Annotated in this window: 20 protein-coding genes; 6 read left to right on the top strand and 14 right to left on the bottom strand. The window is 73.2% G+C overall.

All coding sequences use genetic code 11. From position 1 onward, the window contains the following. Window positions 1-50: 50 nt before the first annotated feature. From ADK55_RS19815 to ADK55_RS19805, 3 genes are all read right to left on the bottom strand, one after another. Window positions 51-863, bottom strand: coding sequence for an HlyD family efflux transporter periplasmic adaptor subunit (locus tag ADK55_RS19815; RefSeq protein WP_053680562.1), 813 nt, complete (start codon window positions 861-863; stop codon window positions 51-53). 22 nt (window positions 864-885) lie between these two features. After that, on the bottom strand, window positions 886-2,403 hold the full coding sequence (locus ADK55_RS19810) for a SagB family peptide dehydrogenase (protein WP_053680560.1): 1,518 nt from the start codon (window positions 2,401-2,403) through the stop codon (window positions 886-888). Window positions 2,404-2,499: 96 nt separating this feature from the next. After that, window positions 2,500-4,752 carry a TOMM precursor leader peptide-binding protein gene (locus ADK55_RS19805; protein WP_053680558.1) on the bottom strand — a complete coding sequence of 751 codons (2,253 nt, stop codon included), beginning with the start codon at window positions 4,750-4,752 and terminating at the stop codon, window positions 2,500-2,502. 275 nt (window positions 4,753-5,027) lie between these two features. Between ADK55_RS19805 and ADK55_RS19800 the strand changes: the two genes are divergently transcribed. Further along, entirely contained in the window at window positions 5,028-7,562 is a 2,535-nt protein-coding gene (locus ADK55_RS19800) for a helix-turn-helix transcriptional regulator (RefSeq protein ID WP_053680556.1), read from the top strand. 109 nt (window positions 7,563-7,671) lie between these two features. Here the strand turns inward: ADK55_RS19800 and ADK55_RS19795 are convergent, their stop codons facing one another. The 10 genes from ADK55_RS19795 to ADK55_RS19750 all read right to left on the bottom strand — a co-directional run bounded on the left by ADK55_RS19795 (window position 7,672) and on the right by ADK55_RS19750 (window position 17,569). Then, on the bottom strand, window positions 7,672-9,090 hold the full coding sequence (locus ADK55_RS19795) for an NAD(P)/FAD-dependent oxidoreductase (RefSeq protein WP_053680553.1): 1,419 nt from the start codon (window positions 9,088-9,090) through the stop codon (window positions 7,672-7,674). Window positions 9,091-9,328: 238 nt separating this feature from the next. Then, on the bottom strand, window positions 9,329-9,997 hold the full coding sequence (locus ADK55_RS19790; protein ID WP_053680551.1) for a VOC family protein: 669 nt from the start codon (window positions 9,995-9,997) through the stop codon (window positions 9,329-9,331). Beyond that, complete coding sequence (locus ADK55_RS19785) at window positions 9,943-10,818, bottom strand: hypothetical protein (protein ID WP_159041483.1); 876 nt, start codon at window positions 10,816-10,818, stop codon at window positions 9,943-9,945. Before ADK55_RS19785 ends, ADK55_RS19790 begins: the two co-directional genes overlap by 55 nt. A gap of 96 nt (window positions 10,819-10,914) precedes the next feature. Further along, window positions 10,915-11,817 (bottom strand): alpha/beta fold hydrolase, encoded by a 903-nt coding sequence (locus tag ADK55_RS19780; RefSeq protein ID WP_053680546.1) that lies wholly within the window; start codon window positions 11,815-11,817, stop codon window positions 10,915-10,917. After that, the gene (locus tag ADK55_RS19775; RefSeq protein ID WP_159041482.1) at window positions 11,814-12,746 is read right to left on the bottom strand and encodes a Rieske 2Fe-2S domain-containing protein; all 933 of its coding nucleotides are present in this window, start codon (window positions 12,744-12,746) and stop codon (window positions 11,814-11,816) included. The genes ADK55_RS19780 and ADK55_RS19775 overlap by 4 nt, the downstream gene beginning before the upstream one ends. Then, window positions 12,743-13,990, bottom strand: coding sequence for a flavin monoamine oxidase family protein (locus tag ADK55_RS19770; protein ID WP_078999164.1), 1,248 nt, complete (start codon window positions 13,988-13,990; stop codon window positions 12,743-12,745). The genes ADK55_RS19775 and ADK55_RS19770 overlap by 4 nt, the downstream gene beginning before the upstream one ends. After that, window positions 13,983-15,230 (bottom strand): cytochrome P450, encoded by a 1,248-nt coding sequence (locus ADK55_RS19765; protein ID WP_053680540.1) that lies wholly within the window; start codon window positions 15,228-15,230, stop codon window positions 13,983-13,985. The genes ADK55_RS19770 and ADK55_RS19765 overlap by 8 nt, the downstream gene beginning before the upstream one ends. A 72-nt stretch (window positions 15,231-15,302) precedes the next feature. Then, window positions 15,303-16,205: an ABC transporter permease gene (locus ADK55_RS19760; protein WP_078999163.1), complete on the bottom strand. Its 903-nt coding sequence runs from the start codon at window positions 16,203-16,205 to the stop codon at window positions 15,303-15,305. Continuing rightward, a complete protein-coding gene (locus ADK55_RS19755) occupies window positions 16,202-17,149 on the bottom strand; it encodes an ABC transporter ATP-binding protein (protein WP_053680538.1) in 948 nt (315 codons plus the stop codon). Before ADK55_RS19755 ends, ADK55_RS19760 begins: the two co-directional genes overlap by 4 nt. A 39-nt stretch (window positions 17,150-17,188) precedes the next feature. After that, window positions 17,189-17,569 (bottom strand): hypothetical protein, encoded by a 381-nt coding sequence (locus ADK55_RS19750; RefSeq protein WP_053680536.1) that lies wholly within the window; start codon window positions 17,567-17,569, stop codon window positions 17,189-17,191. 450 nt (window positions 17,570-18,019) lie between these two features. On the opposite strand from ADK55_RS19750, the gene ADK55_RS19745 reads away from it, so the two are divergent. The 5 genes from ADK55_RS19745 to ADK55_RS19725 all read left to right on the top strand — a co-directional run bounded on the left by ADK55_RS19745 (window position 18,020) and on the right by ADK55_RS19725 (window position 22,246). Further along, window positions 18,020-19,303: a cytochrome P450 gene (locus tag ADK55_RS19745; RefSeq protein WP_159041481.1), complete on the top strand. Its 1,284-nt coding sequence runs from the start codon at window positions 18,020-18,022 to the stop codon at window positions 19,301-19,303. Beyond that, the gene (locus tag ADK55_RS19740; RefSeq protein ID WP_053680532.1) at window positions 19,300-20,211 is read left to right on the top strand and encodes a class I SAM-dependent methyltransferase; all 912 of its coding nucleotides are present in this window, start codon (window positions 19,300-19,302) and stop codon (window positions 20,209-20,211) included. The genes ADK55_RS19745 and ADK55_RS19740 overlap by 4 nt, the downstream gene beginning before the upstream one ends. 43 nt (window positions 20,212-20,254) lie before the next feature. After that, the gene (locus ADK55_RS19735) at window positions 20,255-20,440 is read left to right on the top strand and encodes a hypothetical protein (RefSeq protein WP_053680529.1); all 186 of its coding nucleotides are present in this window, start codon (window positions 20,255-20,257) and stop codon (window positions 20,438-20,440) included. A gap of 63 nt (window positions 20,441-20,503) precedes the next feature. After that, on the top strand, window positions 20,504-21,769 hold the full coding sequence (locus ADK55_RS19730) for a cation:proton antiporter (RefSeq protein WP_053680528.1): 1,266 nt from the start codon (window positions 20,504-20,506) through the stop codon (window positions 21,767-21,769). A 33-nt stretch (window positions 21,770-21,802) separates the two neighbouring features. Further along, window positions 21,803-22,246 carry a GNAT family N-acetyltransferase gene (locus tag ADK55_RS19725; protein ID WP_324611191.1) on the top strand — a complete coding sequence of 148 codons (444 nt, stop codon included), beginning with the start codon at window positions 21,803-21,805 and terminating at the stop codon, window positions 22,244-22,246. 226 nt (window positions 22,247-22,472) lie between these two features. On the opposite strand, the gene ADK55_RS40995 is transcribed toward ADK55_RS19725, so the two are convergent. After that, on the bottom strand, window positions 22,473-23,207 hold the full coding sequence (locus ADK55_RS40995) for a helix-turn-helix domain-containing protein (RefSeq protein ID WP_053680526.1): 735 nt from the start codon (window positions 23,205-23,207) through the stop codon (window positions 22,473-22,475). Window positions 23,208-23,475: the final 268 nt, after the last annotated feature.

Below are 23,475 nucleotides of genomic sequence, written 5' to 3'. Positions count from 1 at the left end.
GTTTCCTCACTTGGCGTCGGATGTCTCGGCGGCAGCGGCGTCGGCGCCGCTCAGCGCCCCAGCACCAGGTCGAACGGCGACTGGGTGCGCAGCTCTATGGAGGCGGACACGGAGGTCTGCGAGCTGAGCCGGATGGGCGGAGGCTTGGCGGAGCTCCAGGCGTATCCGGAGGCGGAGCCCGATTCGGGGATCAGGTCGACGGTGACCAGGCGCGGCGCCTGGTCCTGCTGGAAGCTCTGGGCCGCCAGTTCGCCGCCGGCGATGGCCGCGAGGCCCTCGCGGGTCAGCGGGTACGGGTCGACACGGGTGACCGTGCCGCGCAGCAGGCCGTACACGGCCGGGGGCGCGGTCGACACGTTCAGGTCGACGGGGCGGCCGGGCACCAGGCGGGCGGCCCGGTCGGCGGGCACGAAGACGAGCGCGACGAGGCGGTCGCCGGGGAGGTCGGTGCGCTCGACGGTGGCGACGGTGGCGCCGGCCGGGACGAACTGGCCGATGGTGAGCGTGGCGCTGATGATCTTGCCGGCGAACGGGCTGGTGATCGTGTGGATCTCCCCGGCCTGGTCGGCGAGGCGGGCGACGGGCTGCCCGGCGCGGACCTCGTCGGCGGGGCGGACCAGTAGATCCTGTGCCATGCCGGTGTACGGGCTCTGGACCTGGCTGGTGCCGCCGGGGTGGGTCAGGACGCCCGGGGCGTCGACGGTGACGTCGAGCCGGGCGAGCACCGCCCACACACAGGCCCCGACCATCACGATGAGCACGACGAAGACGGCGATCCAGCCGCGCGGGGCCGCGAGCATGACGGCGGCGTCGAGCTCGTCCGGCTCCCGCTTGCGCTGCAGCGCCTGGTAGCGGAACTTCATGGTGGTGTTCCCCCTTGCCGGGTCAGAAGCCCGCTGCGGCGCGCTCGGTGGCGCGCTCGGCGGGCGGGGCCGCGGCGGCGGAGGCCCCGGTGGCGGTGGTGGCGGCCGCGGCCGTGCGTGTGGCGGCCGGCCCGGCCGGGCGGCTGCCCAGGACGAGTTCGCCGACGGTGCCCTCCAGCAGCGGATCCCGGCCGGTGGCGGCGGCGAACGCGCTGGTGTCGCCGCCGCCGAGGCCGCACACGGCCAGGCCCATCGCGGTGGCCACCAGGTAGACGGTCTGGTAGAGCACGCCGACGTGCTTGAGGATCAGCGGGTAGGCGACCGTCTCGTACTTCCACATCACGCGGCCGAAGCGGGCGGCCACCAGCAGCACGACCTGCGGGTCCCCGTCCATCATCGTGCCGCCGCGGGCCTCCTTGACCAGGGTCGCGGTGGCCGGGCCCGGCGCGCCGACCAACTCCAACTCGTGCCGGTCGGGCGCGTACCGGTACAGCCCCGGCTCCAGCCCCTCGCAGCGCGTGACCAGCGGGTAGACCTCCAGCTCGTGCACGGCTCCGCCGCTGGGCAGCGGGCGGTCGGCGAGTTCCTGGCCGTCGCTTCCGGTGAACGTGCCGCGGATGCGGACGGTCCGGTAGAGCAGCTCGGCGAGCTGGTTCAGCGTCAGTGGGTGCTCGGGGTCGTGCGCGCGGGTGGAGGTGCGCTGCTCGATGGCCTCGGTGAGGGTCAGATCCCGGGCGGCGATGGCTTCGAGGTCGGGCACGGGCAGTGCCACGCGCGGCCCGTCGGCGGCGGGCGCCGCGACCGGCTCGGGGCCGAAGCGGTCGGCGTGCCGGTAGGTGCCTCCGTAGCCGGGCGCGGAGGCCGGGACGCGGGTGCGGGCGTGGAAGGCGAGGTCGAGCGGGTGCCACTGGACGCTGCCGCGCTCCTCGGCCTGCGGGTCGGCGTCGGGGCCGCCGGGGGCCAGCGCGCCGGCGGTGGCGAGCAGCCGCACCAGCGGCGCCGGGACCTCTTCCGTCCAGGTGGTCAGCAGCGGGAGCAGCGCGGTGGCGCCGGCGCCCAGTTCCACCGCCAACGGGCTGCCGGGGGCGCGCAGCGCGAGGGTGCCCTCGGCGGGTGACAGCAGGGCGTGCCGGCTCAGCCGTACGGGGCCGCGCGGGGCGGGCTTGAGAGTGGTGGCGCCGCGGCCGACGGCCACCAGGCGGGCGACGGGAGCGCCGTCCGGCCCGGCCACCGCATGCTCCAGGAGGCCTGCGGCTTCGAGTTTGGAGCGCAGCATGTGCCAGCGCAGCAGGCCCATTTCGCCGTCGTGGGCCACGACGAGCGCGCTGATCGCGGCCTCGTCGTGGTCGTCCTCGCCGAAGGCGCGCAGCGCGGCCTCGGCTCCCGGGGTGAGGGCGCCCAGGCGCACGGCGCCGAAGCGGGTGGTGAGCTGTCCGTCCTGGAAGGCGCCGCCCCGGGGCAGGCGGCTGGTCAGGGTGTAGGTGCCGGACGCCGCGGAGACCGGCGGCGCCTCGCCCGGGAGTGTGGTCGTACTGGTCATGGCTCCAGCCCTGATGAGGCGCGGGCCGGAGCGTGCCCCGGCCCGCGGTGGTGACGGATGATCAGGAGAGGCCCACTGCCTCGGTGGTCCGGCAGCTCAGAAGAAGACGTTCCAGTGGTTCAGGTCGGCCTCGGGGGTCGGCTCCGCGAGGCGGCCCATGCGGACCGGAGCCTCGTAGAGCCGGCCGGGGCCCAGCCGCCGCCAGAAGTGGCGCAGCCCCGGGGCGATCACCTTGACGACGTTGAGCTCCAGGTCGGGGCGCGTCTGGTCGACGACGATGACCTCGGAGCCGGCCTCCTTGATGCGCTCGACCTGCTCGCGGATGCGGGCGGCGAGGTCGAACCCGGCCTGCGGGCCGACCTTGGTGGCCGGCAGCTCCGGATCGGGCAGCAGCCAGGGCTCCGCGGCGACGGTGGCCGTCTTCAGCCAGGTCAGGGTCTCCAGGTCACCGACGAGGTAGGAGGTGTTCCCGTCGGCGTCGCGGGTCTCGATCATCGGCAGGAACTGGTTGAGCTCGGTGAGCGCGCGGAAGGCGGCGACGCGCGGGTCCGGGTGGGCGCCGAAGCCGACCATGATGTCCTCGACGCTGTGGCGGCGCCGCGAAGCGGCCACGTACACCGGCATGCCGAGGTCGGTGGTGAGGTCCATCATCCACAGGTCGCGGTCCATGGCGTCGTAGTAGGTGCGCAGCTGGTCCACGTACGGGTCTTCGAGCGAGTCCATGTCGAAGGCCGGGAGGCGCAGCCGGTTGTACCACCACACGGCGACGGCGTCGCGCTCGGTCAGCTCGCACAGGCCCTGGAGGATCGCCTCCTCGAGGGAGTTGCCGGCGGCGGTGCCGTTGGAATCGGCGATGCAGAAGAAGTGCTCCTGGAGGTCGGGGTGCCCGTACCAGGAGTAGGCGGCCGGGATCAGGCGTTCTTCGTCGTGGGTGAGGGACCAGCCGCTGGTCCAGTCGATCGCGACGTCCTCGGGGAACCGGTCCGGCACCTTGTGCAGGCGGTTGGCGGGGTCCTGGTTCCAGGTGTCGCGGCCGGCGACCTGTGCTTCGGAGAAGTGCAGCAGGCTGCGGGGGTGGACGACCGTGTCGGCGTCGAGGTCGCGGTAGGCGGCGCGCCGCACGGCCTCGTCGCCGCGCCAGACGCCGGCGTAGCGCTCGATGGCCTCGCAGACGGCGCTCACCTTGGCCTGGATCTCGGAGCGGCCCTTGCCGCCGCTCTGGCCGCGCAGGTTGCGGCGCAGCAGGTCCATGCTGTCGTTGACCATCGCGAAGTTGTGGCCCGCGGCGTAGCTGTAGGTCAGCGTGTTGGACTCGGGCGTGTGCGAGACCAGCTTGGTGATGGCGCCGAGGTGCGGGCTGATGTGCCGCTCCAGGCGGGCGAGGGTGGCCTCGGGGCTGTTGACGCGGTAGCCGCCGTCGCTGGTGTGGCTGGCGTCGCCGGAGGTCAGGACGATCTTGGGGCTGCGCCCGCTGACCAGGGTCGGGTCGCCACAGGAACGGCACTGGGGCTGGCGGATCAGCGGGTGCCGGTCGGTGGTGAGGGTGGCGAGGTCGAGGGTGACCATCTGCCCGCACAGGGCGCCGGGTTCGCCGGTGGCGGCGATCCGGGCGGCCTCGGCGGCGATCAGGCCCGCGGCGGCCAGCGCTCCGGCGGGGATGCCCGCGCGGGACGGGTGGCGGGGCACGGAGTCGCCGCGCTTGCCCGCCAGGTAGCGCTCCAACTGGCGGTTGCCGGCCAGGCGCTGGGCCAGACAGGTCCAGCAGCCGGTGTGGTCCGGGTCGAGGAACGGGCCGATCCATGGCGCGATGCCGCCGGTACGGGCCAGCAGCCACGGTTTGGCCGCCGCCAACTGGCGCTCGTTGCGGGCTTCGAGGACCGGGTCGAGGTAGTCGTCGACGAGGACGACGGAGATGCCCTCGTCGGGCACGGTGTCGAAGTCGCCGGTGCGGGCGGCCAGTCCGAGCGCGCGCAGCGCCGCGAGGACCGGCTCGGGGTCGACGCCCGCGGTCGCGGAGACCGTGACGGGCGCGGTGTCGAGGGTGCGGGCGGGGTCGATGCCCAGGGCGTCCCAGTACGCGAGGGTGGCCTCCGGCAGGTCGGGCCGGCCCTCGGCCAGGTGCCCGGCGGCGCCGAAGCGGGTGAGTGCCGCGAGTACGGCGGGGATGGGCAGCGTGCCGGCGAGGGCCTGCACGATCTCCATGACGGTCCTGCGGCCGTCCAGGTGCGGCAGCACAGCCGCGGCCGCTTTGCCGGGCACCAGGTAGTCCTGGCCCTCCGCGTAGAGGAAGACCCGCTCGCCCTCCACCACCTCGACGTGGAAATGGGCCTTGAGGCGCGGCTTTTCCATCTGTCCCCCTCGGTTCTCGCGATCAGCCCTGACGTGGCATCACACCGGCAACCCAAACACGGGGCCGACCCCGGGTAAATGCTTCACCTGATACGCAGGAACGCCTTCGAATACGTAGCCCGACGGTGTTTCATACGTACCGGGACACGCGAGGGGCGCGGGGCGACTCGCGCGGAATTCGACCATCCGGTCTCTATGCGAGAACCTGATCCAACTGCACTGCTCAGACTGCCGTTTGGCTTGATCTGCACCCTGTGGAATGAAACATTGACCCCATGCATTCAGCCAACGGGGATCTGTACCACCGTGAGCGTGAGATGGGCCTCCTTCAGGATGCCGTCGGTGAACTCGCCTTGGGGCGTCCGACCGTGGCCACCATTCACGGGCCTCACGGAATCGGAAAGTCCGCGCTGCTGAACGCGGTGCCTCGGCTGCTACCCCCCAAAACCCTGGTTCTGCGGGCGCGCTGCCATCCGAGCGAGAGCCAGTTCCCCTACAGCATGGTGAGTCAGCTGTTCGACCCGGTCCTCGGCGGAGCCGGCGGCCACGGCACGCCCGGACCCGGGCTCGGAGAAGCCGGTCCCACCCACGAGGCCCTGCTGGGCCTCCTGCGGACCACCCGCTCCCTCGCCGTCGACCGGCCGGTGGCCATCCTCGTCGACGACCTGACCAACGCCGACCCGCACTCGCTGCGCTGGTTCTCCTACATCGCGCGGCGGCTCGACGACCTGCCGGTGCTGATGGTGGCCACGCTGCCCGCCTCGGCCGCGGCACAGGTGGCGGAGCAACTCGGCCCGCTGCCGTACCTGCTGCGGCTGTGGCCGGAGCCGCTGTGCCCGACCTGTACGACCGAGCTGGTCGACCGCGCCTTCGACAGCCCCGTCGACCAGGAGCTGGCCGCGCTCTGCCACACCCTCGCGCACGGAAACCCGCTCGTGTTGCACGACCTGGTGACCCGGCTGCGGCGCACCCACGTGCCGCCCGGCTCGCCCGACCCCGAGCAGGTACTGCCGATCGGGGCGCAGGCCCTCTCGGAGACCGTGCTGGCCTGGCTCGACGAGGACGAGCCGTGCGCGAGTGAACTGCTCACGCAGTTGGCCGTCCTGGGCCCCGACACCGACCCGGCCGTGTGCGCCGCGCTCTCCAAGCACGGCGAGGTGCACGACCAGCAGGCCCGCGAAACGCTCGTACGGGCCGGGCTCCTGGAAGCCGGGGCGCCCGGCCGCTTCACGCACACGGCGGTCAGGCCCGCGGTCCTCGCCCGGGTGTCGGCGCACGAGCGGCTGCTGCTGCACGGGCGCGCCGCGGCCGTACTGGCACGGCTCGGCGCCCCGGCCCGGCAGACCGCGGACCAACTGATCCTGGCGGGCTGCGACTGGGGGATCGACGTGCTGCGCGGCGCGGGCATCCAGGCCTCCGGGGCCGGCGACCGCGAGTCCGCGGCCCGCTACCTGCGGCGCGCGCTCACCCTGCTGGAGCAGCGCGGCGTGCCCGGGGCGGACGGGGACGAGAGCGCGGCGAAGGAGGCCCGGGAACGTGAAGAATCGTTTCTTGACCTGACGGTGCGGCTCGGCGCCGTCGAACTCCACCGAGATCTCGACGCCTGCGCCCGGCAGGCCGCGGCCGCCGCCGACAGCCCGCTGGGGCCGGTCCGGCGCGCCGAGGCCCTGGCCCGACTCGCCTCCCCCGCGCTCGTCTCCCGGGTCGAAGGCGCCCAGCCGTTCGTCCGGATCTGCGGCGAACTGGCGGCACTGCCCGCACCGCCGCGCGAACACCTGCTGCGGCTGACCGCCCAGACCCTGCTCACCGGGCACCGCTCCGGTCTGCGCCGTGCGGCCCGGCTCGCCGCCGCCGACCCCGGGGACCCGGCCGCGCACGTCTTCGCCGGGGCGCTCGCCGCGGCCGCCGCCGCCGGCGGCCGGCTCGGCACCGCGCGCCGGATGGCCCTGCGGGTCGCGGCCGGCCCGGCCGACGCACCGGAGGGGACGGCGCCCGGGTCGGCGGCCGGCCCGGTGGGCGCCGCCCTGGCCCTGACCTGGACCGGCGACCTCGACGGGGCCGCGGCCCTCGCCGACCGGCTGATCAGCATGTCGCGCGCGTCGGACGACCTCGCCACCACCCTGCTCGCCCACCTCGTACGCAGCGAGGTCCGCCACCGCCGGGACGAGCACACCGACGCGCACACCGACGCCGAGGCCGCGCTGCACCTCGCCCGCCGGCTGAACGCCCCCGCCCTGGCCGGCGCGGCCGCCGCGGCCGCGGCCCGCGCCCTCGTGGGCCTGGGCCGGGCCGCCGAAGCCGCCGTCCTGCTGAGCGACGAACCGGCGGCCGGGGACGCCCACCCGTTCATCAAGGCGCTGTCCCTCCAGGCACACGGCACGGTCGCCGCGGCCCTCGGCGACCACACCACCGCCGTACGCCTGTTCCTCGACTGCGGCCACCGGCTCGCAATGCGCGGCATCACCCACCCCGGCTGCGTGACCTGGCGGGCCCAGGCGGCCGCCTCGTACCGGGCCCTGGGCGAAGAGTCCGCCTCGGCCACCATCCTGGACGGCGCGCCCCGGCAGCGGGGCCCGGTGTCGCGGCCCCGGCCGGGGCGCGAGCCGGGGCGCGAGCGCACACTGCTGAGCCCGGCGGAGCAGCGGGTGGCCGAGCTGGTGGTGCGGGGCAACTCCAGCCTGGAGGTCGCGGAGAAGCTGTTCCTCAGCAAGCGCACCGTCGACACCCATCTGGGCCGCATCTACCGCAAGCTCGGCATCCACAGCCGGCACGAGCTGGCGGCCGCGATCGGCGAGGAACTGCGGGTGTGACAAAGGGCGGTGGGCGGAGCCGCCGGGCCCCGCCCACCGCGCCCGGCCCGAGGGCAGGGGGTGTCTCGCCGGTCAGGCCGGGCTCGCGGCCCGACCGACAACACACCGCCTAGGCGGGCGCCGCCTCCGCGGACCGGCCGGCCCGGCCTATGCCCAGCCGGGGAGTGGTCGTCAGGTACAGCCCCGTCGCCGTGTCGTGGCCGCCGATGTCGTGCCGCCCGGACATCCGGTCGGCCAGCACGTCGGCGGGCAGCGGACCGGCGCCACCCGCGCGCTGCGCGTCGTCGAGGTCCAGGACCCCGGCGGTGAGCGCCGCGAACGCCTCGCTGTCCGGCGCGGAGCGCATCGGCTCCGGGCTCTCCTGGCGGGCCATCAGCTCGGGATGGCGGCCGCGGGCGAGGCGCTGGGCGAGCCAGAAGTAGGTGGACTTGCCGCGGTACTGCTCGTAGAACCCGGCCACCATCGAGAACATGCGGGCGTACGCGTTGCGGTAGAGCGCCTCGTAGAAGGACAGCGCCTCGTCCTCGGTCACCTCGCCCGCGTCGACGGCCGTGATCGACGCGGCGGCGAGCATGCCGCTGTACATGCCGAGGTGGACGCCGGTCGACAGCAGCGGGTCCAGGAAGCACGCCGAGTCGCCGGCGAGGAAGTAGCCGGGCCCGCAGAAGCTGTCCGCCGTGTACGAGAAGTCCTGCTCGACGCGCACGTCGTGCTGGAACACGCCGTCCGCCACCAGCTCGCGCACGGTCTCCGACTCCTGTACGGCGTCCAGGAACAGGGCCTCCATGCCCGCCGCGCCGGCCGCATGGCCCTGCTTGCGCTTGAGGAAGTGGTCCTGGTGGGTCACGAAGCCGACGCTGTACACGTCGTCCTTGAGCGGGATGACCCAGTACCAGCCCTCGGGGGCGGAGATGACGTTGATGCCGCCGCGGGGGGTGCGCGGCAGCAGCGTGCCGCCCTGGTAGTAGCCCCAGACGGCCACGTTGCGAAACACGTCGTGGGGTGTGCGGTTGTCGAGGTGGCGCACCGACAACAGTCCGGCCCGACCGGTCGCGTCGATCACGTGGTCGGCGCGGGTGGTGTGCTCCCGGCCCTCGTGGGTCCACTCGACGCCCGCCGCGCGGCCGTCCTCGAACAGCACCTTGCGGGCCTGGGCCCCCTCGATGACCTCGACGCCCTGGGAGGCGGCGTGGCGCAGCAGGACGTCGTCGAAGTCCGCGCGGTCGACCTGCCAGGAGGTCTGGGCGTTGGTGCCGAAGATCTCGGGCCAGTCGACGACCCAGTCGCGCTCGGCGCCCCAGCGCAGCAACAGGCCCTCCTTGACCTGATAGCCGCGTTCTTCCACCTTCTCCAGCGCGCCGGCCAACTCGATGATGGACCGGCAGGACGTCGCCACGGATTCCCCGACGTGGTACCGCGGGAAATGGGCACGCTCCAGCAGTCTCACGCGCGCGCCCTGGCGGGCCAGCAGCGCCGCGGCAATGGAGCCGGCCGGCCCACCACCCATGACCACGATCTCGGATGCCATCGCTTTTGCCTTTCCCCGTACGGAATTCCACCGCATTCCATGCGTCCGCGCGAGCACGGGAATTCTTCACAGCGGATGTCTCGCATCGGATTTCTTCGGCCGAATCGACCTTCGCACGACGAGCGGCGCGAATGAACAGGAGGCGATGCGCAGCGAGGGATTACGTATCCGGCGGATTGCGTAGTCGGCGGCCGGTGAGGGGCGGTCCCGGGGGCGACCGGTTCCACGGGAGGCGCCCTCAGGCGGTGCCGAAGCCGTCCTTCACGCCGAACACCGCTCCCCAGGGATCGCTCAGCAGTCCCGGGGCGAGGACACGGGCGCCCGCCGCGCGGGCGAGGTTCTCGAAGGTGCCGGTGTCGGCCACCCCGAACCGCGGCACCCAGCGTGCGTCCGCCGCCTCCACCGCCTTCTCGGTCTCCGGCCGGGCGCCGCAGACCTCCCTGTAGAAGTCGCCCGACTCACCCGGCCGCGGCGTGTGCAGGGCGGCGCCGGTCAGCGCCCCGGCCTCGTCGACGACCACCACGCCCTCGTCGTGGGCGCCCTGCCACAGCCCGAAGGCCGCGCCCAGGGGGTCGACGGCGAGGCTGAGGCGGCCGTTGCCGCCGGCCGGGACGTCCGCCACCACCACGCGGGCGCCGTGCCGCTCGGCCCGCCGCCCCGCGGCGTCGAGGTCCTTCGCCGCGAGGTACACGGTCCACGCGGAGCCGAAGCGCGGTCCCGCCGGGCTCGGTCCGAGGCCGCCGACGATCTCGCCGCCGAGCAGCACCAGGTGGTAGCCCCGGCCGCCCTCGGGCCGGAACTCCCAGCCGAAGAGGGCCGCGTAGAAGTCCTTGGCCCCGGTGGGGTCGACGCCTACGTGGTCGATCCAGCAAGGAGTTCCGTCAACGTAGGAGGTGCGGCGGGGCACGGCGCGGTTCCCTTCGGGGTGGTCGCGGTCAGTCGTCCGTCGAGCAGGTCGGCGGCCTCTTCGGCGGCGCCCGATTCGGGCAGCAGCAGGCGCATGCGGGGGGTGGCCGCGAAGGCGGGGTCCGCCGAGGCGTCCGGGGGCCACACCGAGGCGGCGAAGTTCCAGTCCTCCAGCCGGGACCGCTGCGCGCCCGTGCTGCAGAGCCGGACCAGCGTGGCCGGGCCGAGCCGTTCGCGGATGTCCGCCGTGGTGATCAGCCGCTCCGGGCGGACCATGACGGACGGGCCCGTCAGTGGCGAGCAGACCGTTCGTACGTCGCTGCCTGGGTCGTCGGTGAGGCCGGCGGCCCGGGCGGCCTCCAGGGCGGGGCCCCGCAGTTCGAGGGGCAGTTGGTAGGGCAGTGTCTCCCCGGTGACGCGGTCGACGACCAGGTATTGGCCGGAAACCATGCGCCACCCGCGTGCGCCCAGGGCGAGCGCCACGCAGTTCCGCGGCGAACCGATGCCGCCGACCAGCGCCACCACGCCGGCGCCCTTGGCCAGCACGGCGGCCTGGACGACCGCGTACGGGTGCTCCATGACGGCGAAGGGCGGCAAAACTGGCGGGATTCCGCCTATGCCGTGGTAGGCCCAGCGGCGTAGCACACGCCCCTCGCCATCGAGCACGCGCACCTCACGCCCTACCTGACCCACCCCGGTGTGCGAGGCGAAATGCAGGCTCACCGCGGTCCGCACCGACTCCGACCGTTCCTCGAGCAGATGTCGGCCGAAGTGAAAGGCGAGGTCAGACTCCTCCACCAGCCCCATTACTTGGAGGATCATCCCAAAGAACTCAAGCGTGAATATCGGCATGTCCCCCGCCCCCCGATTTGCTTCCCTTGATCACTTTATACGGGCATCGACAACCCCATTAAGTGACTAACAGGCCAACAGGTGGTCCAGCAGCAGCGGCGCCACGGCCCACGGCTGTTCGAGAAAGGGCAAATGACCCGCGTCGGGAACCACATGGACGCGACAGCGGGGCACCGCCCGGGACAACAAAGCGGCATTGTCATGGAATACGGGCATGTCGGCGCTGCCGGTCAGTGCGAACGTACAGGCCGTGATCCGCGCCAGGTCCTCCCCGGAGTGCACGTGCGCGCTGAGCCCCGCCATCGCCCCGCTGTCCAGCTCGGCCCAGGAGTGACGGGCCACGACGGACCGCAACTCGGCGCGGAGCACCGGATGGGCCTCGGTGCCCCGGAAGATGTCCGGCGGCGCCGCCATCCACAGATCGGCCAACAGTTCGGCCGCCTCCGCCCCGCGCATCCGGCGCAACATCAGCATCTCGATGTACCGCTTGCGAGCCGCCGGGTCGGGCGGTCCGCCGGCCGGGGTCGGCGCGCCCACGACCAGGCGGTCGACCTCGTCCGGGTACGCGAGCGCCATCTCCAGCGCGACGGTCGACCCGAAGGACAGGCCCACCCACCGCCGGGCCTCCTGCTCACGGGCCAACCCCATGACGCGTGCGGCGAGTTCCGGCATGGTCAGCCCGGAGCGCAGCGCCTCGGAGCCGCCGTGCCCCGGCAGGTCCACACCGACATGGCGCAGCCCGGGGAGCAACCGCCACAAGGGCCGCCACAGGGTGGCGTCCATGGTGTAGCCGTGCACCCACAGCACGGTGGGGCCGCTGCCGTAGGTCAGGGTGCGCAGCCCGTCGTACGCGCCCTCCCGCTCGCCGGGCAGCGGCTCGCGGGAGACGTGGCGCCCGACGCCGTCGCCGGACCCGACGGTGCGGCCCCCGGGGTGATCGGCGTCGGTCGCCGTCCCGGGCCCGGTCACGGTGCCACCCCGTCGCCGAGTTGCGCGAAGCCCGCGCAGAACTCCCGGTACGCGACGACACCCGCGTCGGCCGCGTCGTAGCGGGGCGTCACCCGCGGGTTGAGGTGCTCCCAGACGGTGATGTCCTCGGCGAGGGCCCGCTCGCTGCCGGCGACCAGCATGGGCAGCTGGTTCTCGCGGCCCTCGCGCACGCCGACGGCGACCCGGGCGACACAGCCCCCGCGCCCGTCAGGCACGGCGCCGGTGACGATGACGTGCACCTCGTCGGCGGGCCCGAACTCGGTGACGACGACACCGGGGCTGTACGCGCGCGCGTGGAAGCGCGGAACGTAAGGCTGCGCCGCCGCCGCCGCGCCGCGGCCGGCCCAGGGCGAGGCCGACATCGGGAACTCCCCGTCCATCACCAACTCGCCGTGCACACCGGTGGAATGCCTCATGCCGCGGATCCGGTGGACTTTGTGCAGCGCCGTGAAGTGGTCGGTGTCGAAGGCGTTCTCGACGATGAGGTCCGCGGCCGCGGCCACTGGCCGCTCCACCGCCTTGACCAGCGGCATCGAGTCGGCCAGCTCCTTCAGTACGGTGCGCAGCCCGCGGTCGTCGTCCGGCCCGTCGGTGAGGCGCACGAAGACGGCGTCGCCGCACTCGACGACCTCGTGCTCGCGCACCCAGGGCCGGCTGCCCCCGCCCGAGGGCTGCCCCAGCCCGATGCGCCGCCCGTGGAAGGGGCACACCAGGCAGCCGCCCTCCACCCGGCCGCCGTGGCCGAGATGGGCGCCGCGGTGCGGGCAGTCGGCGTCGTGGACGCGTAGGCGGCCCTCCGTGCGCACGGCCACCAGACGGCGCCCGCCGATGTCCAACGGAACCACCTCGCCGTCCAGTTCGGACGCGAAGGCGGCCAGGTACCACCCCGAATGGACGTTCAAAGTCACTGCTTCCCCGCCTCCAGAACTTCCTGTGCGGCGCGTCGCCCGTCGGCGTACGCGCCCTGCAGCCACGGCAGTGCCCGCCCGGTCACGGCGGCCTCCCCCGCGAAGAACAGCCGCCCGCCGCGCCCGTGCAAGGGGCGGGCCCAGTCCCGGGCCGCCCGGTCCGTGCCGGGTCCCGGCGCGCAGAACGCCCCGCCGCTGTACGGGTCGGCGGCCCAGTCGGCGGTCTCGACGTCCACGACCGCCACGCCCCTGGTCCACGGCAGCGCCACGGCCAGCAGCCCGGCGAGGTGGACCGCGGACCCGGCCGCCTCCCGGACGCACGCGGCCGCGGCGGACTTGGCGACGATCAGCACCTCGGGGCGGCCCTGCCGGCAGGAGACGAACCCGCCGACGCCGTCCGCGTCGAACACGGCGGCCGTTTCGGGAGCCGGGCCGGCCAGCGTCACCACCGCGCAGAAGCCGTCGCCGGGTACGAGCGCCCTCGCGGCGGCGGTCTTCTCCGGGCCGAGCCCGTCGACGGCGAGCAGGCCGCCGGCGACCACGGCGGGCGGTACGGCGAGGACCGCCCGGTCCGCGGTGAGTTCGCCCTCACCGGTGACGATGCGCACGCCGCCCTCGGGGTCGGCCGCGATCCGGCGGACGGGGGTGCCGGTGCGCACGTCCAGCCCTTCGGCGAGGGTGTGGGGCAGTAGATCCAGACCGCCGGGCACGGTGAACTCACCGCGGCCGCCGCCGTCCTGGCGCACCGCGGCCGCCACCCCGGCGGCGTCGAGCCGGTCGGGGTCCGCGGCCCAGGTCTGGCGCAGCCACTCGCGGGCCGTGGCCGCCTCGGCGGGCGCGGCGCCGCTCGCCGCCAGCCAGCCGCCGACGCTGAGCCCGCCGTCGGGGCCGCCGGGGGCCGGGGCGTAGCCGGCGAGCCTGCCCTCCAGTAGCCACGGCGGGTTCGCGCCGCGGGCGAGGACGCCCATGGGGCGGGCGACGCGCCCGGTCACGACGTACGCCGCCGAGGGGCGGGGCGCGGCGGGCAGCGGGCCGAGGACGGTGTGGGCCGGGTTCCGGTCGCCGTGCACGACCTGCGCGCCGAGTTCGAGTGCCGGGCCGCCGTCGGCCGGGCGGAACGTGCGGACGCGGCCGCCGATGCGGGGCCGGGCCTCCAGGACGAGGGCGTCGACGCCGGCCTGGGCCAGGCGCTGGGCACAGGCCAGCCCGGCGACCCCGGCTCCGATCACCACCACCTCAGGCATGTGCGCCCTCCAGCCCGGCCGCGTCCCGTACGTCCGCGTCCCGTACGTCCGTGTCCCGTACGTCCGTGCCCAGGTCGACGGGGAGAGCGGTGAGGCGGCGCGGGATCAGGGACGGCGCCCAGCGCGGGTCCGGGCCGGCGATGACGGCCTCGGGGAAGCGGCGGACGATCCTGCCGAGCAGCACCGCGCCGGACTGCTTGACCAGGCGGGCGGCCAGACAGAAGTGCGGGCCGCCGCCGAAGGCGAGGTGCGGGTTGGGCCGCCGGTCCCACACCAGGCTGTCGGGGTCGGCGAAGACGGCGGGGTCCCGGTTGGCGGCGGCGAGCACCGCGAGGACCCGTTGCCCGGCCGGGACGTGCCCGCCGGGAAGTTCGGCGTCGTGGACGGTGACGCGGGCGGTGAAGGGGATCGGCGCTTCGAGGCGCAGCAACTCGTCGACGGCCGTCTCGGCCGCGTCCTGGCCGGCGGAGCGCAGGGTGGCGCGCACCTCGGGGCGCGGCAGCAGCCAGTACAGGGCGTTGCCGACGGCCTCGGCCAGCGGCTGCCAGCCTCCTACGACGGCCAGGCCGAGGACGCCGAGCATCTCCTGCCGGGTCAGCCGGGTGTCGGCGGCGAGCCGGCCGAGCGGGCAGCGCGGGTCCACCCCGTCGGTGTGGGCGTCGAGGAACCGGGTCAGCTCGCCCATGGCGGCGCGGCCCAGGCGCGCGATGTGCGGCGGGGCGAGCGGATCGAGGTTGACGGACGCGGCACGGGCCAGTGCGGCCAGCGTCTCCCGCCCGTCTTCGGACAGGCCGAACAGCCGTGCCAGCACGGCGGTGGCCAGGGGCGCGCCCAGCTCCTCCACGGCGTCGACGGGCACGCCGCGCTCCACGGCCCGGTCGAGCAGGGCGTCGGCGTCGGCGGCGATGGCGTCGGCCACGGACGCCAGGGCGGCCGGGCCCAGCAGCAGGGCGCCCGGGGCGCGCAGCCGGGTGTGGTCGAAGCCGTCCGTGGTCAGCATGGACACCGGCAGGTCGTCGTCCCGGGACCGCTCGCGCTGACCCGAGGCCGCGGAGAACGCCGGGTCCTTGAGGAGAGCCGCGCAGTCGGCATGTCCGGTGACCAGCCACATGCCGGTCACGGGGTCGCGGTGCACGGGGTCGCGAGCCAGCAGCCATGCGTACGCCGGGTACGGGTCGACCCGTCCGGCGGGGCTGAAGGGGTGGGCCAGGTGGGCGGGCAGCCCGGCAGCCTTGGTCATGTACGCGTTCTCCTCATCACGGTACTTCTCTCGCCCGGCTCCCGCCCGGCCGCTGTCATCGGGGGTGCCCGCTCAACGCACCCGCGGGCCGCGCCAGTCGAACGTCAGCCCGGTCGCCAGCAGGCCGCCGACCGCCCACAGCGCCAGGACCAGGGCGATCCGGCCCAGTTCCCAGGAGCCGGCCGGCTCCACGGCCGTGAAGGTGTCCGGCAGGAACACCGAACGGAAGCCCTGCGCCATCCACTTCACGGGGAACAGGGCGGCGGTGTTCTGCATCCACGGCGGCAGTTGATCGAACGGGTAGAACACGCCCGAGATGAACTGCAGGACCATGAAGACCGGCGTCACCACGGCCGCGGCGGAACGGCTGTTGGGGATCAGCGCGCTGTAGGCGGTGCCGGCCAGCGCGCAGGCCGCGGTGCCCAGGGCGAGGCACCACGCGAGGGTGCCCCACCGCTCGGCGGTCTGCGGGAGGGGCAGCCCGAACGCGGCCACGGCGATGCCGATGAGCAGGATCGTCTCCAGCACGGTGGTGACCACCACGCGGACGAGCTTGCCCACGAAGTACGCCGACTTGGGCATCGGGGTCAGGGAGAGGCGGCGGATGGTGCCGGTGTCCCGCTCGATGGCCACGTTGATGGCCAGACCGGAGAACGAGGTGCTCATGACGCCCGCCGCGATCACCCCGGCCATGAAGACCTGCCGGAAGTCCGTGTCGGTGCCCTCGACCTTCCCCTCGAAGATCGAGCCGAAGACGACGAGCAGGATCACCGGGAAGAACAGGGTGAACACCAGGGACTGCTTGTTGCGGAAGAACGCTCTCAGTTCGACCGACGAACGCGCCGCGCAGGCCCGCGCGTACCCTCTCGCACCGCGCGCGGCAGGGCGCGCGGGCCCGGCTCCGGCCGGGTGGGTCGTCCCGTCACCGGACGAGTCCGGGGTCGCGGTCCTGGTTTCGGGCACGGTCGCGGTCATGCGGCGGTCTCCCTGCTCTCCCTGTCGATCAGACTCAGGTAGATCTCTTCGAGGGTGGGCCGGTGCACGCGCAGGTCCGCGAGTTCCAGCGAGCCCGCCTCGCGTGCCCAGGGCAGCAGCAGGCTCAGCGCGTGCGAGGGCGCGGCGGTGCGCAGTGTCACGGTCCCCGGTCCGGACGGCACCACCTCGGTGTCGGGCGGCAGTGCGGGCAGCGCGACACCGGCCAGTGCTTCGCCGCGGCGGAACGAGACGGTGGAGGGCGTCCGGTCGCGGCCGCCGAACGAGGCCAGCGGCCCGTACTCGACGAGACGGCCGCCCACCACGACGCCGGCCCGCTGGGCCAGTTCCTCCGCCTCGTCGAGGTAGTGCGTGGTCAGGACGGTCGTACGGCCGCGGTCGGCGAAGTACCGGACGAGTTCCCACGCCTCACGGCGGGCCACCGGGTCCAGGCCGGTGGTCGGCTCGTCCAGGAAGATCAGTTCGGGATCGCCGACGACACCGACCGCGACGTCCAGACGGCGTTGCTGGCCGCCGGACAACGCGGACGCCTGGCGGGAGTGGAGGGAGCCGAGTCCCACCATCCCCAGCACCTCGCCGACCGGCAGCGGGGCCGGATACATGGCGGCGAAATGCGTGACGACTTCCTTTACGGTCAGATCGGAATAGGCGCCCGCCGTCTGGGGCACCACACCTATTCTCGCCCGCCATTCCCGCGGGTCCTCGGCCGGATCATGGCCGAGGACCCGCACGTCTCCACCAGTGCGCCTCTGCACTCCCGTCAGAACGTCGACGGTCGTGGTCTTTCCGGCGCCATTCGGCCCGAGCAGTGCGAACACTTCGCCACGATGAATATCGAGGCTGATGTCGCGAACGGCCTGGACGTCACCGTACCGCTTGGAAAGTCCGCGTACGGAAACGGGATGTGCCGTCGGCGCAGGGGGCATGGGACGCTCCAGCGAAGTGGGAATGGGCGCGAGCACCTGTCAGGTGCAGCAGCAGCAGGGGCAGCAGCAGTAGTTGCAGGCGTCGAGCACGCCGGCGGCGACGTCGGACAGGTCACCCTCGCTGAGCTCGGCGGCGTCGACCGTCGGGGTCGCGGGGATGTGGAACTCGTAGCGGCCGGTCTCCAGACCCCTCTCCCACAGGTCGACCTGGACGTCCAGGTTGCCCTGCTCGTGGCCGTCGGGGGCCTGGGTGACGATGACGACCTCGGCATCGGCCGGGAGTTCCAGGCCGGCTTCGGCGAGCGCGGTCCGCGGCTCCGAGGAGAGCTTGGCGGAGAACGCCTCGTCGGACCAGGCGCTGATGAGAACCCGGGTGTAGGAGTTCACGAACTCAGCGCGCTGCTGCGGGTCGAGTGCCATGTGGACTCTCCATTCCTTGCGATTGCTGCGGATTCGATGCGGCCGCCCAGCCGGCGACGAAGCAAGATTCACACGGCGGCAACCGCCCGGCCAAGACGCAAGGAAACGTAATCCGAAGACCCCCGGACAATGAGTATCCGGCCGGTCCCGATAAGCATTGAGCCTATTCTTTCGGGGAGTTACTGTGGCCGAACCACCCGCGCCCGCAGGGTCGGTTGCCCTGCCTGCGTAGGCATGCTCTCACGCAAAGCTCCGCACGGTGCCTGCCGGGAACACAACCGGGTTGATTCCCGCGGCGATTACCGAATTACCGACAGCCGGTACGCATCGCGGAGCCGGCTTGCGTAGGGGGCGTACGTACATCGGATCAAGCCATCCACGGAGGTTCATGTGACAGCCACCACCGCACCGGCGGGCACCGTCCCACCGGGGCCGGACACCCCTGTGGACATGGCACTCATGCGTGCCGACCCGCTGGCCTTCGTGACCGAAATGAACCGTCGCCACGGCGACATCACCAGCCATGTCGGCGACGGCGAGCGGGTGGTCATGCTGCACCGGCCCGAGCTGGCCAAGCACATACTGAAGGACAACACCGCCAACTACACGAAGGCCAACACCCCCGACGACGCGATGCTGCGGCCCCTCCTCGGAAACGGGCTGCTGACCAGCAACGGGGCCGACTGGGCCCGCCAGCGCAAGCAGTGTGCCCCCGCCTTCCGGCGCACCGAGGTCGCCACCTTCGACAGCATCATCACCGAGGAGACCGAAGCCCTCCTGGCGCGCTGGCAGCCGGCCGTGCGGGACGGCGCTGCCCTCCCCGTCGAACACCACCTGACCTCGCTGACCCTGGCGATCCTCACCCGCGCCGTACTCGGCGTGGACCTGGGCGCGACCGGCGAGGGCTTCGGGCGCGCCGTCGACGCCGCCAACCGGTTCATGGGGCACTACGTACCCACCCCCGACCCGGACCCCGCGGACACGGCGCTGCGCCGCAAGGGATACGTACAGGCGCGCATGTTCCTCCAGTTGATCGCCCGCACCGTCATCGCCTCCCGACGGGCGGTCGCCGGCGGGCAGCCCCCCGCGCACGGCTCCGCGTCCCTGCTCGACGCGATGATCGGCGAGCTGGACGACGAGGAACTGCGCGACCAGGTGCTCACCCTGGTCATGGCGGGCCACGAGACCACGGCCAAGGCCCTGACGTGGACCCTGTACCTGCTCGACCGGCACCCGGAGGAGGCGGAGAAGGTCCGGGCGGAGCTCGACGCGGTCCTCGGGGACCGCACGCCCACCGCGGCCGACCTGCCCGACCTGGTGCACTGCCGGCGCGCGATCGAGGAGGCCATGCGCCTCTACCCGCCGGTGTGGCTGATCTCCCGGCGCGCCAAGGGCCCCGACACCGTGGGTGGTTACGAGATTCCCGCCGGGACGCTGGTGTGCGTCAGCCAGTGGGTGCTGCACCGGCACCCCGACTACTGGGACCGGCCCGATGCGTACGTACCCGACCGCTTCGAGGACGCCGACCTGCCCAGCCACCTCTACCTGCCGTTCGGCGGGGGCGAGCGCATCTGCATCGGCCGGCACCTGGCCCTGATCGAGGCCACGCTGGTGCTGGCCGTCCTGATGCGCGCGACCCGCCTCGAACTGGAGCCGGGCTTCCCGGTGGAGCCGGAAGCCCTGGTGACCCTGCGACCCAAGCACGGCATGCGGATGACTGCGAGGCCCCGATGACCACGTCCCCCCTGATGCCCTCCCTTCCGTCGGGCCCGTCGGCCACCTCGGACCCGGCCCCGGCCCCGGCGGATCCGGCAGGCCGGGCGGGCGCCGGCGCCCGCCCGGTCGGCGGCTCGTACGATCCCGCCGCCACCACGGCCGGCGGGCTCACGGGCGAACTGGCCCGCCTGGAGGCTCAGGCCGAGCTGTCGTTCGGCGCCGAACTGCGCATCCTGCGCGAGGCGGGCCTGGACGCGCACGCCGGCCCGTTCGTCGAGATCGGCGCCGGCTCCGGGGCGGTCACGCGCAGGCTGCGCGCCGCCCTGCCCGCCCTCGCCCACACCGCCGTCGACATCGACGGCCACCTGCTGGCCCACGCCGCCGGCTGCGGAGCCGAACTCCTCGTGGCCGATGGCGCGGCCCTGCCGCTCCCCGACAACTCGGCCGGCTTCGTGCTGCTGCGCTACGTACTGCAACACCTGGCCGACCCGCAGGCCGTACTCGCCGAGGCGCTGCGCGTGCTGCGGCCCGGCGGGCGGATCGCCGTGACCGAGGTCGACGCCTCCTGCTGGGGTCTGGCCGAGCCCGCCTACCCCGAACTGGCCGGGATCCACGGCAAGCTGGCCCGGGCCCAGACCTCGGCGGGCGGGGACCGGACCGTCGGACGCCGTCTGACCCGGCTGCTGCGCGGCGCGGGCTACGAGGACGTGGCCCTGCGCCCGTTCGCCTCCACCAATGACGACCACCCCGTCGAGGCCTTCGCCCCGCACCTGGGCCCCGGCCGTCTCCAGCCGCTCGTGGCCGCCGGCGTGGTGAGCCTGGGCGAGTTCGCGTTGGCCACCGACCGCTGGAACCGCTTCCGCGCCGACCCGGACGCGTACGTGATGCTGCTCGGCTTCACCGCCACGGGCACCGCCCCCCACTGACCCGGCCCGAACAACCGCCCCTCTCCGATTGGACCCACCCCCCATGAATCCGAGCCTCAAGATCTTCCTGACGATCTTCTGCTACATCAGCGGCGTGATGGGCGTCGTGACGGCCGTCCTGCACGCCGGCGACCAGCCCGCCCACACCACCGCGGCCGTCATCGCCGGCGTCCTGGGCGCGGTCTTCCTGTTCGCCGGCATGGCACTCAGCCGCCGCCCCCGCCACTGACGGCAGCCGGCACCGCCGCACCGCGAAGGGCCGGACCCGCCTGGTCCGGCAGAACGGAACCGCATGTTTCCTCTCGACTCCGTCGGCCACTTCTTCCTCGGTGCGGCCGTCGTCCTCGCCCTGTCGCGGGCCGCGGGCGGCTTCGCCGTCCGGGTGGGCCAGCCGCGTGTGATGGGCGAGGTGGTCGCGGGCATCGCCCTCGGCCCCTCGCTCCTGGGCGCGCTCGCCCCCGAGGCGGCGGTGTGGCTGTTCCCGAAGGCCGTGCTCCCCATGTTCTCCGGGCTCGCGCAGATCGGCCTGGCGGTGTTCATGTTCTTCACCGGGCAGGAGCTCTGCTCGATGCGGGTGCGGGGCACCGCCCGGCAGGGCCTGCTGGTCAGCCAGGCCTCCCTGTTCGTCCCGTTCGCCGGTGGCGCCCTGGCCGCCCTGCCGCTCGCGGACCGTTACACGCCCGCGGGCCTGCCGGAGCCCGTCTTCGTCCTGTTCATCGGATGCGCGATCAGCATCACGGCGTTCCCGGTGCTGGCCCGCATGCTGGAGGACCTGGGCCTCTCCCGTACCCGGCCCGGCCGGCTGAGCCTGTTCGCCGCGGCCGTCGGTGACGGCGGCAGCTGGCTGGCGCTTTCGGCGATCGTCGCGCTGTCCCAGGGCTCGGACCACCGGGACGCGGCCGTACGCGCGCTCATCGCGGTGGTCGTTGTCGCCGTCTACCTGGGGCCGGTGCGCCGGGCGGCGGCCGGGTGGTTCGCGCGCAAGGGCGAGACCACCGACCCCGCCACCCTCCGGGTCGTGCTCGTCACCGCGATCACCGCCTCCGCGGCGCTGACCGCCGCACTCGGCGTGCACCAACTCATCGGTGCGTTCCTGGTGGGCCTGGTGTGGCCGACCGGCAACCCGTTCGCCGTCGCCGCCGCCGAGCCGCTGGCCACCACGTCCAAGACCGTACTGCTGCCCTTCTTCTTCCTGGGCTTCGGGCTCGGAGTGGACCTGTCGGCCCTGGAACTCTCCTCGGGTGGGGGGCTGGTCCTGTCGGCCCTGCTGGCCGTGGCCGTCCTCGGAAAGATCGGCGGCGCGGGGCTGGCCGCACGGTACGCGGGCCTGCCCTGGCGGGAGTCGTTCACTCTGGGCGTGCTGCTGAACACCCGCGGACTGACCGAGCTGGTCGTCCTCCAGATCGGCCACGAGGCGGGCATCATCGATGGCCCGCTGCTCGCGATACTCACCGTCGTCGCCCTGGTCACCACCCTGATGACCGGCCCGCTGCTGAAACTCGCGGGCCCGTCGGCCCCGGCACCGGACACCCCACGGCCCGCGACCGTGCACCGCTGACCGCCACTGACCCCGCCGGCAGGCTCCGAAGGCATGACCCCAGTCCACCTGGCCGGCACCCGCCTGGTGCTGCGCGAAGTCGAACCCGAGGACACCGCTGCCCTCCTGGCCATCTACGGGGACCCCGAGGCCACTCGGCACCTCAGCTTCGAGCCCCGCACCCGCGACCAGGTCCAGGGGATCGTCGACCGGTCCATCGCCTCCGCGAAGGGCACTCCGCGAAGCGAGTACTGCCTCGCCATCACGCCGCCCGGTGAACACCGGCTGATCGGCTACGCGCGCCTGGCGACCGAACCGCAGCGGGCAGCCACCGTCGGCTTCGCCTTGAACCCGGCGGAATGGGGCAAGGGCCTCGGCACGGAGACCGTCCACTGCTGTGCGCGCTCGGCTTCAAGGTCCTCGGCCTGCACCGGATATGGGCTGCACGCTCGCCACTCGACGAGGCATCCGCGCACACCCTTCTGCGTGCGGGCATGACGGAGGACGGACGCATCCGGGATCACGTCTTCGTTCACGGATCCTGACGAGACTCGACCACCCATTCGATCTTGGAACACGAGTGGGCGCCGCACCAGGACACCGGGCACCGGCTGAAGCGGGGCGGCCCGGGGCGGGCGGCCCGCGCTCCCATGTCCCGGCGGTGGTCGGCCCGGCGCGTCCGGCCCCATCCGAACGTGACTCAGCCGGCTCATCCGAACGTGATTCAGTTGGCGTTCTCCGATGACGTTTCGGGTTTCGTGTGGAGGACCGCGCGGGCCTGGTCCGCGGCGCGGGCGATGCTCTCGGAGATGAAGTCGACGAAGCGTGCGATGTTCTCCAGTCGCGCCGCGGCCGGGGTGCCGGGGCCGAGGACGCCGACGCCCTGCCGGGCGACATCGCCGAGGTGGGCGGTGGCGCGGGCGCTGGCCATCGTCGACTGGTAGAGGACGTCGTCGTCGACGATGTAGCGCTCGCGGCGACGCTCGTCGCGTTCCCGGCGGATGAGGCCCTGATCGTCGAGGAACGCGATTGCCTTGGAGACGGTCGCCGGGCTGACCTGGAGGCGCCCGGCGAGTTCGGATGCGCCGAGGCTGCCGGCGTCGGTGGTGTAGAGGGCGGCGAGCACCCGGGCCGTCATCTTGGGCAGGCCCGATTGCATGAAGACGGTGGCGAACACCTCCTCGTACTCGCGGACGGCCTCGGTATCGCGTCCGGTCGCCTGGGTGGATGTTCCGGGGTCCCGGGGCGTGGTGCGCTTGCGTCGGTGGGCGCGCTGTTCGGTGGCGCGGTGGGCCAGGTCGGCGCGGTAGGCGGCGGGGCCGCCGTTGCGCATCACCTCACGCGTGATCGTCGAGGTCGGACGATCGAGGCTTCTGGCGATCTCCGCGTAGGCGAGCCCGTCGGCCACCCCCAGCGCGATCTGCCGACGTTCCTGCTGGGTGAGTCTGCCTCCCGGCATCGCGGTCTCCTTCGTGGTGTGTGATGCCCCAGCATAGCGTTCACTCTCATTCCATTGCAACGAGACGGGGCCGTCATGTTGCATTGATTCCAAAACCAATGCAACGAATTAGCGGCCTTCACCAGCAATGATGTGCTTCAGTCGCAATGAAGTGATTGCCTGATCCTCAAACGCAACGTAGCTTTTCCCTCATCGGAAACAACGAAGCGAAGGAAGACATCATGCTGAAGTTCGACACCCCCGCCCCGATCTCGACCGTCCTCGACAT

The sequence above is a fragment of the Streptomyces sp. WM4235 genome, from assembly GCF_001279725.1.
Lineage (GTDB): Bacteria > Actinomycetota > Actinomycetes > Streptomycetales > Streptomycetaceae > Streptomyces.
Note: the sequence above shows the minus strand (reverse complement) of the source record. Positions and strands in the feature narration are given on the sequence as shown.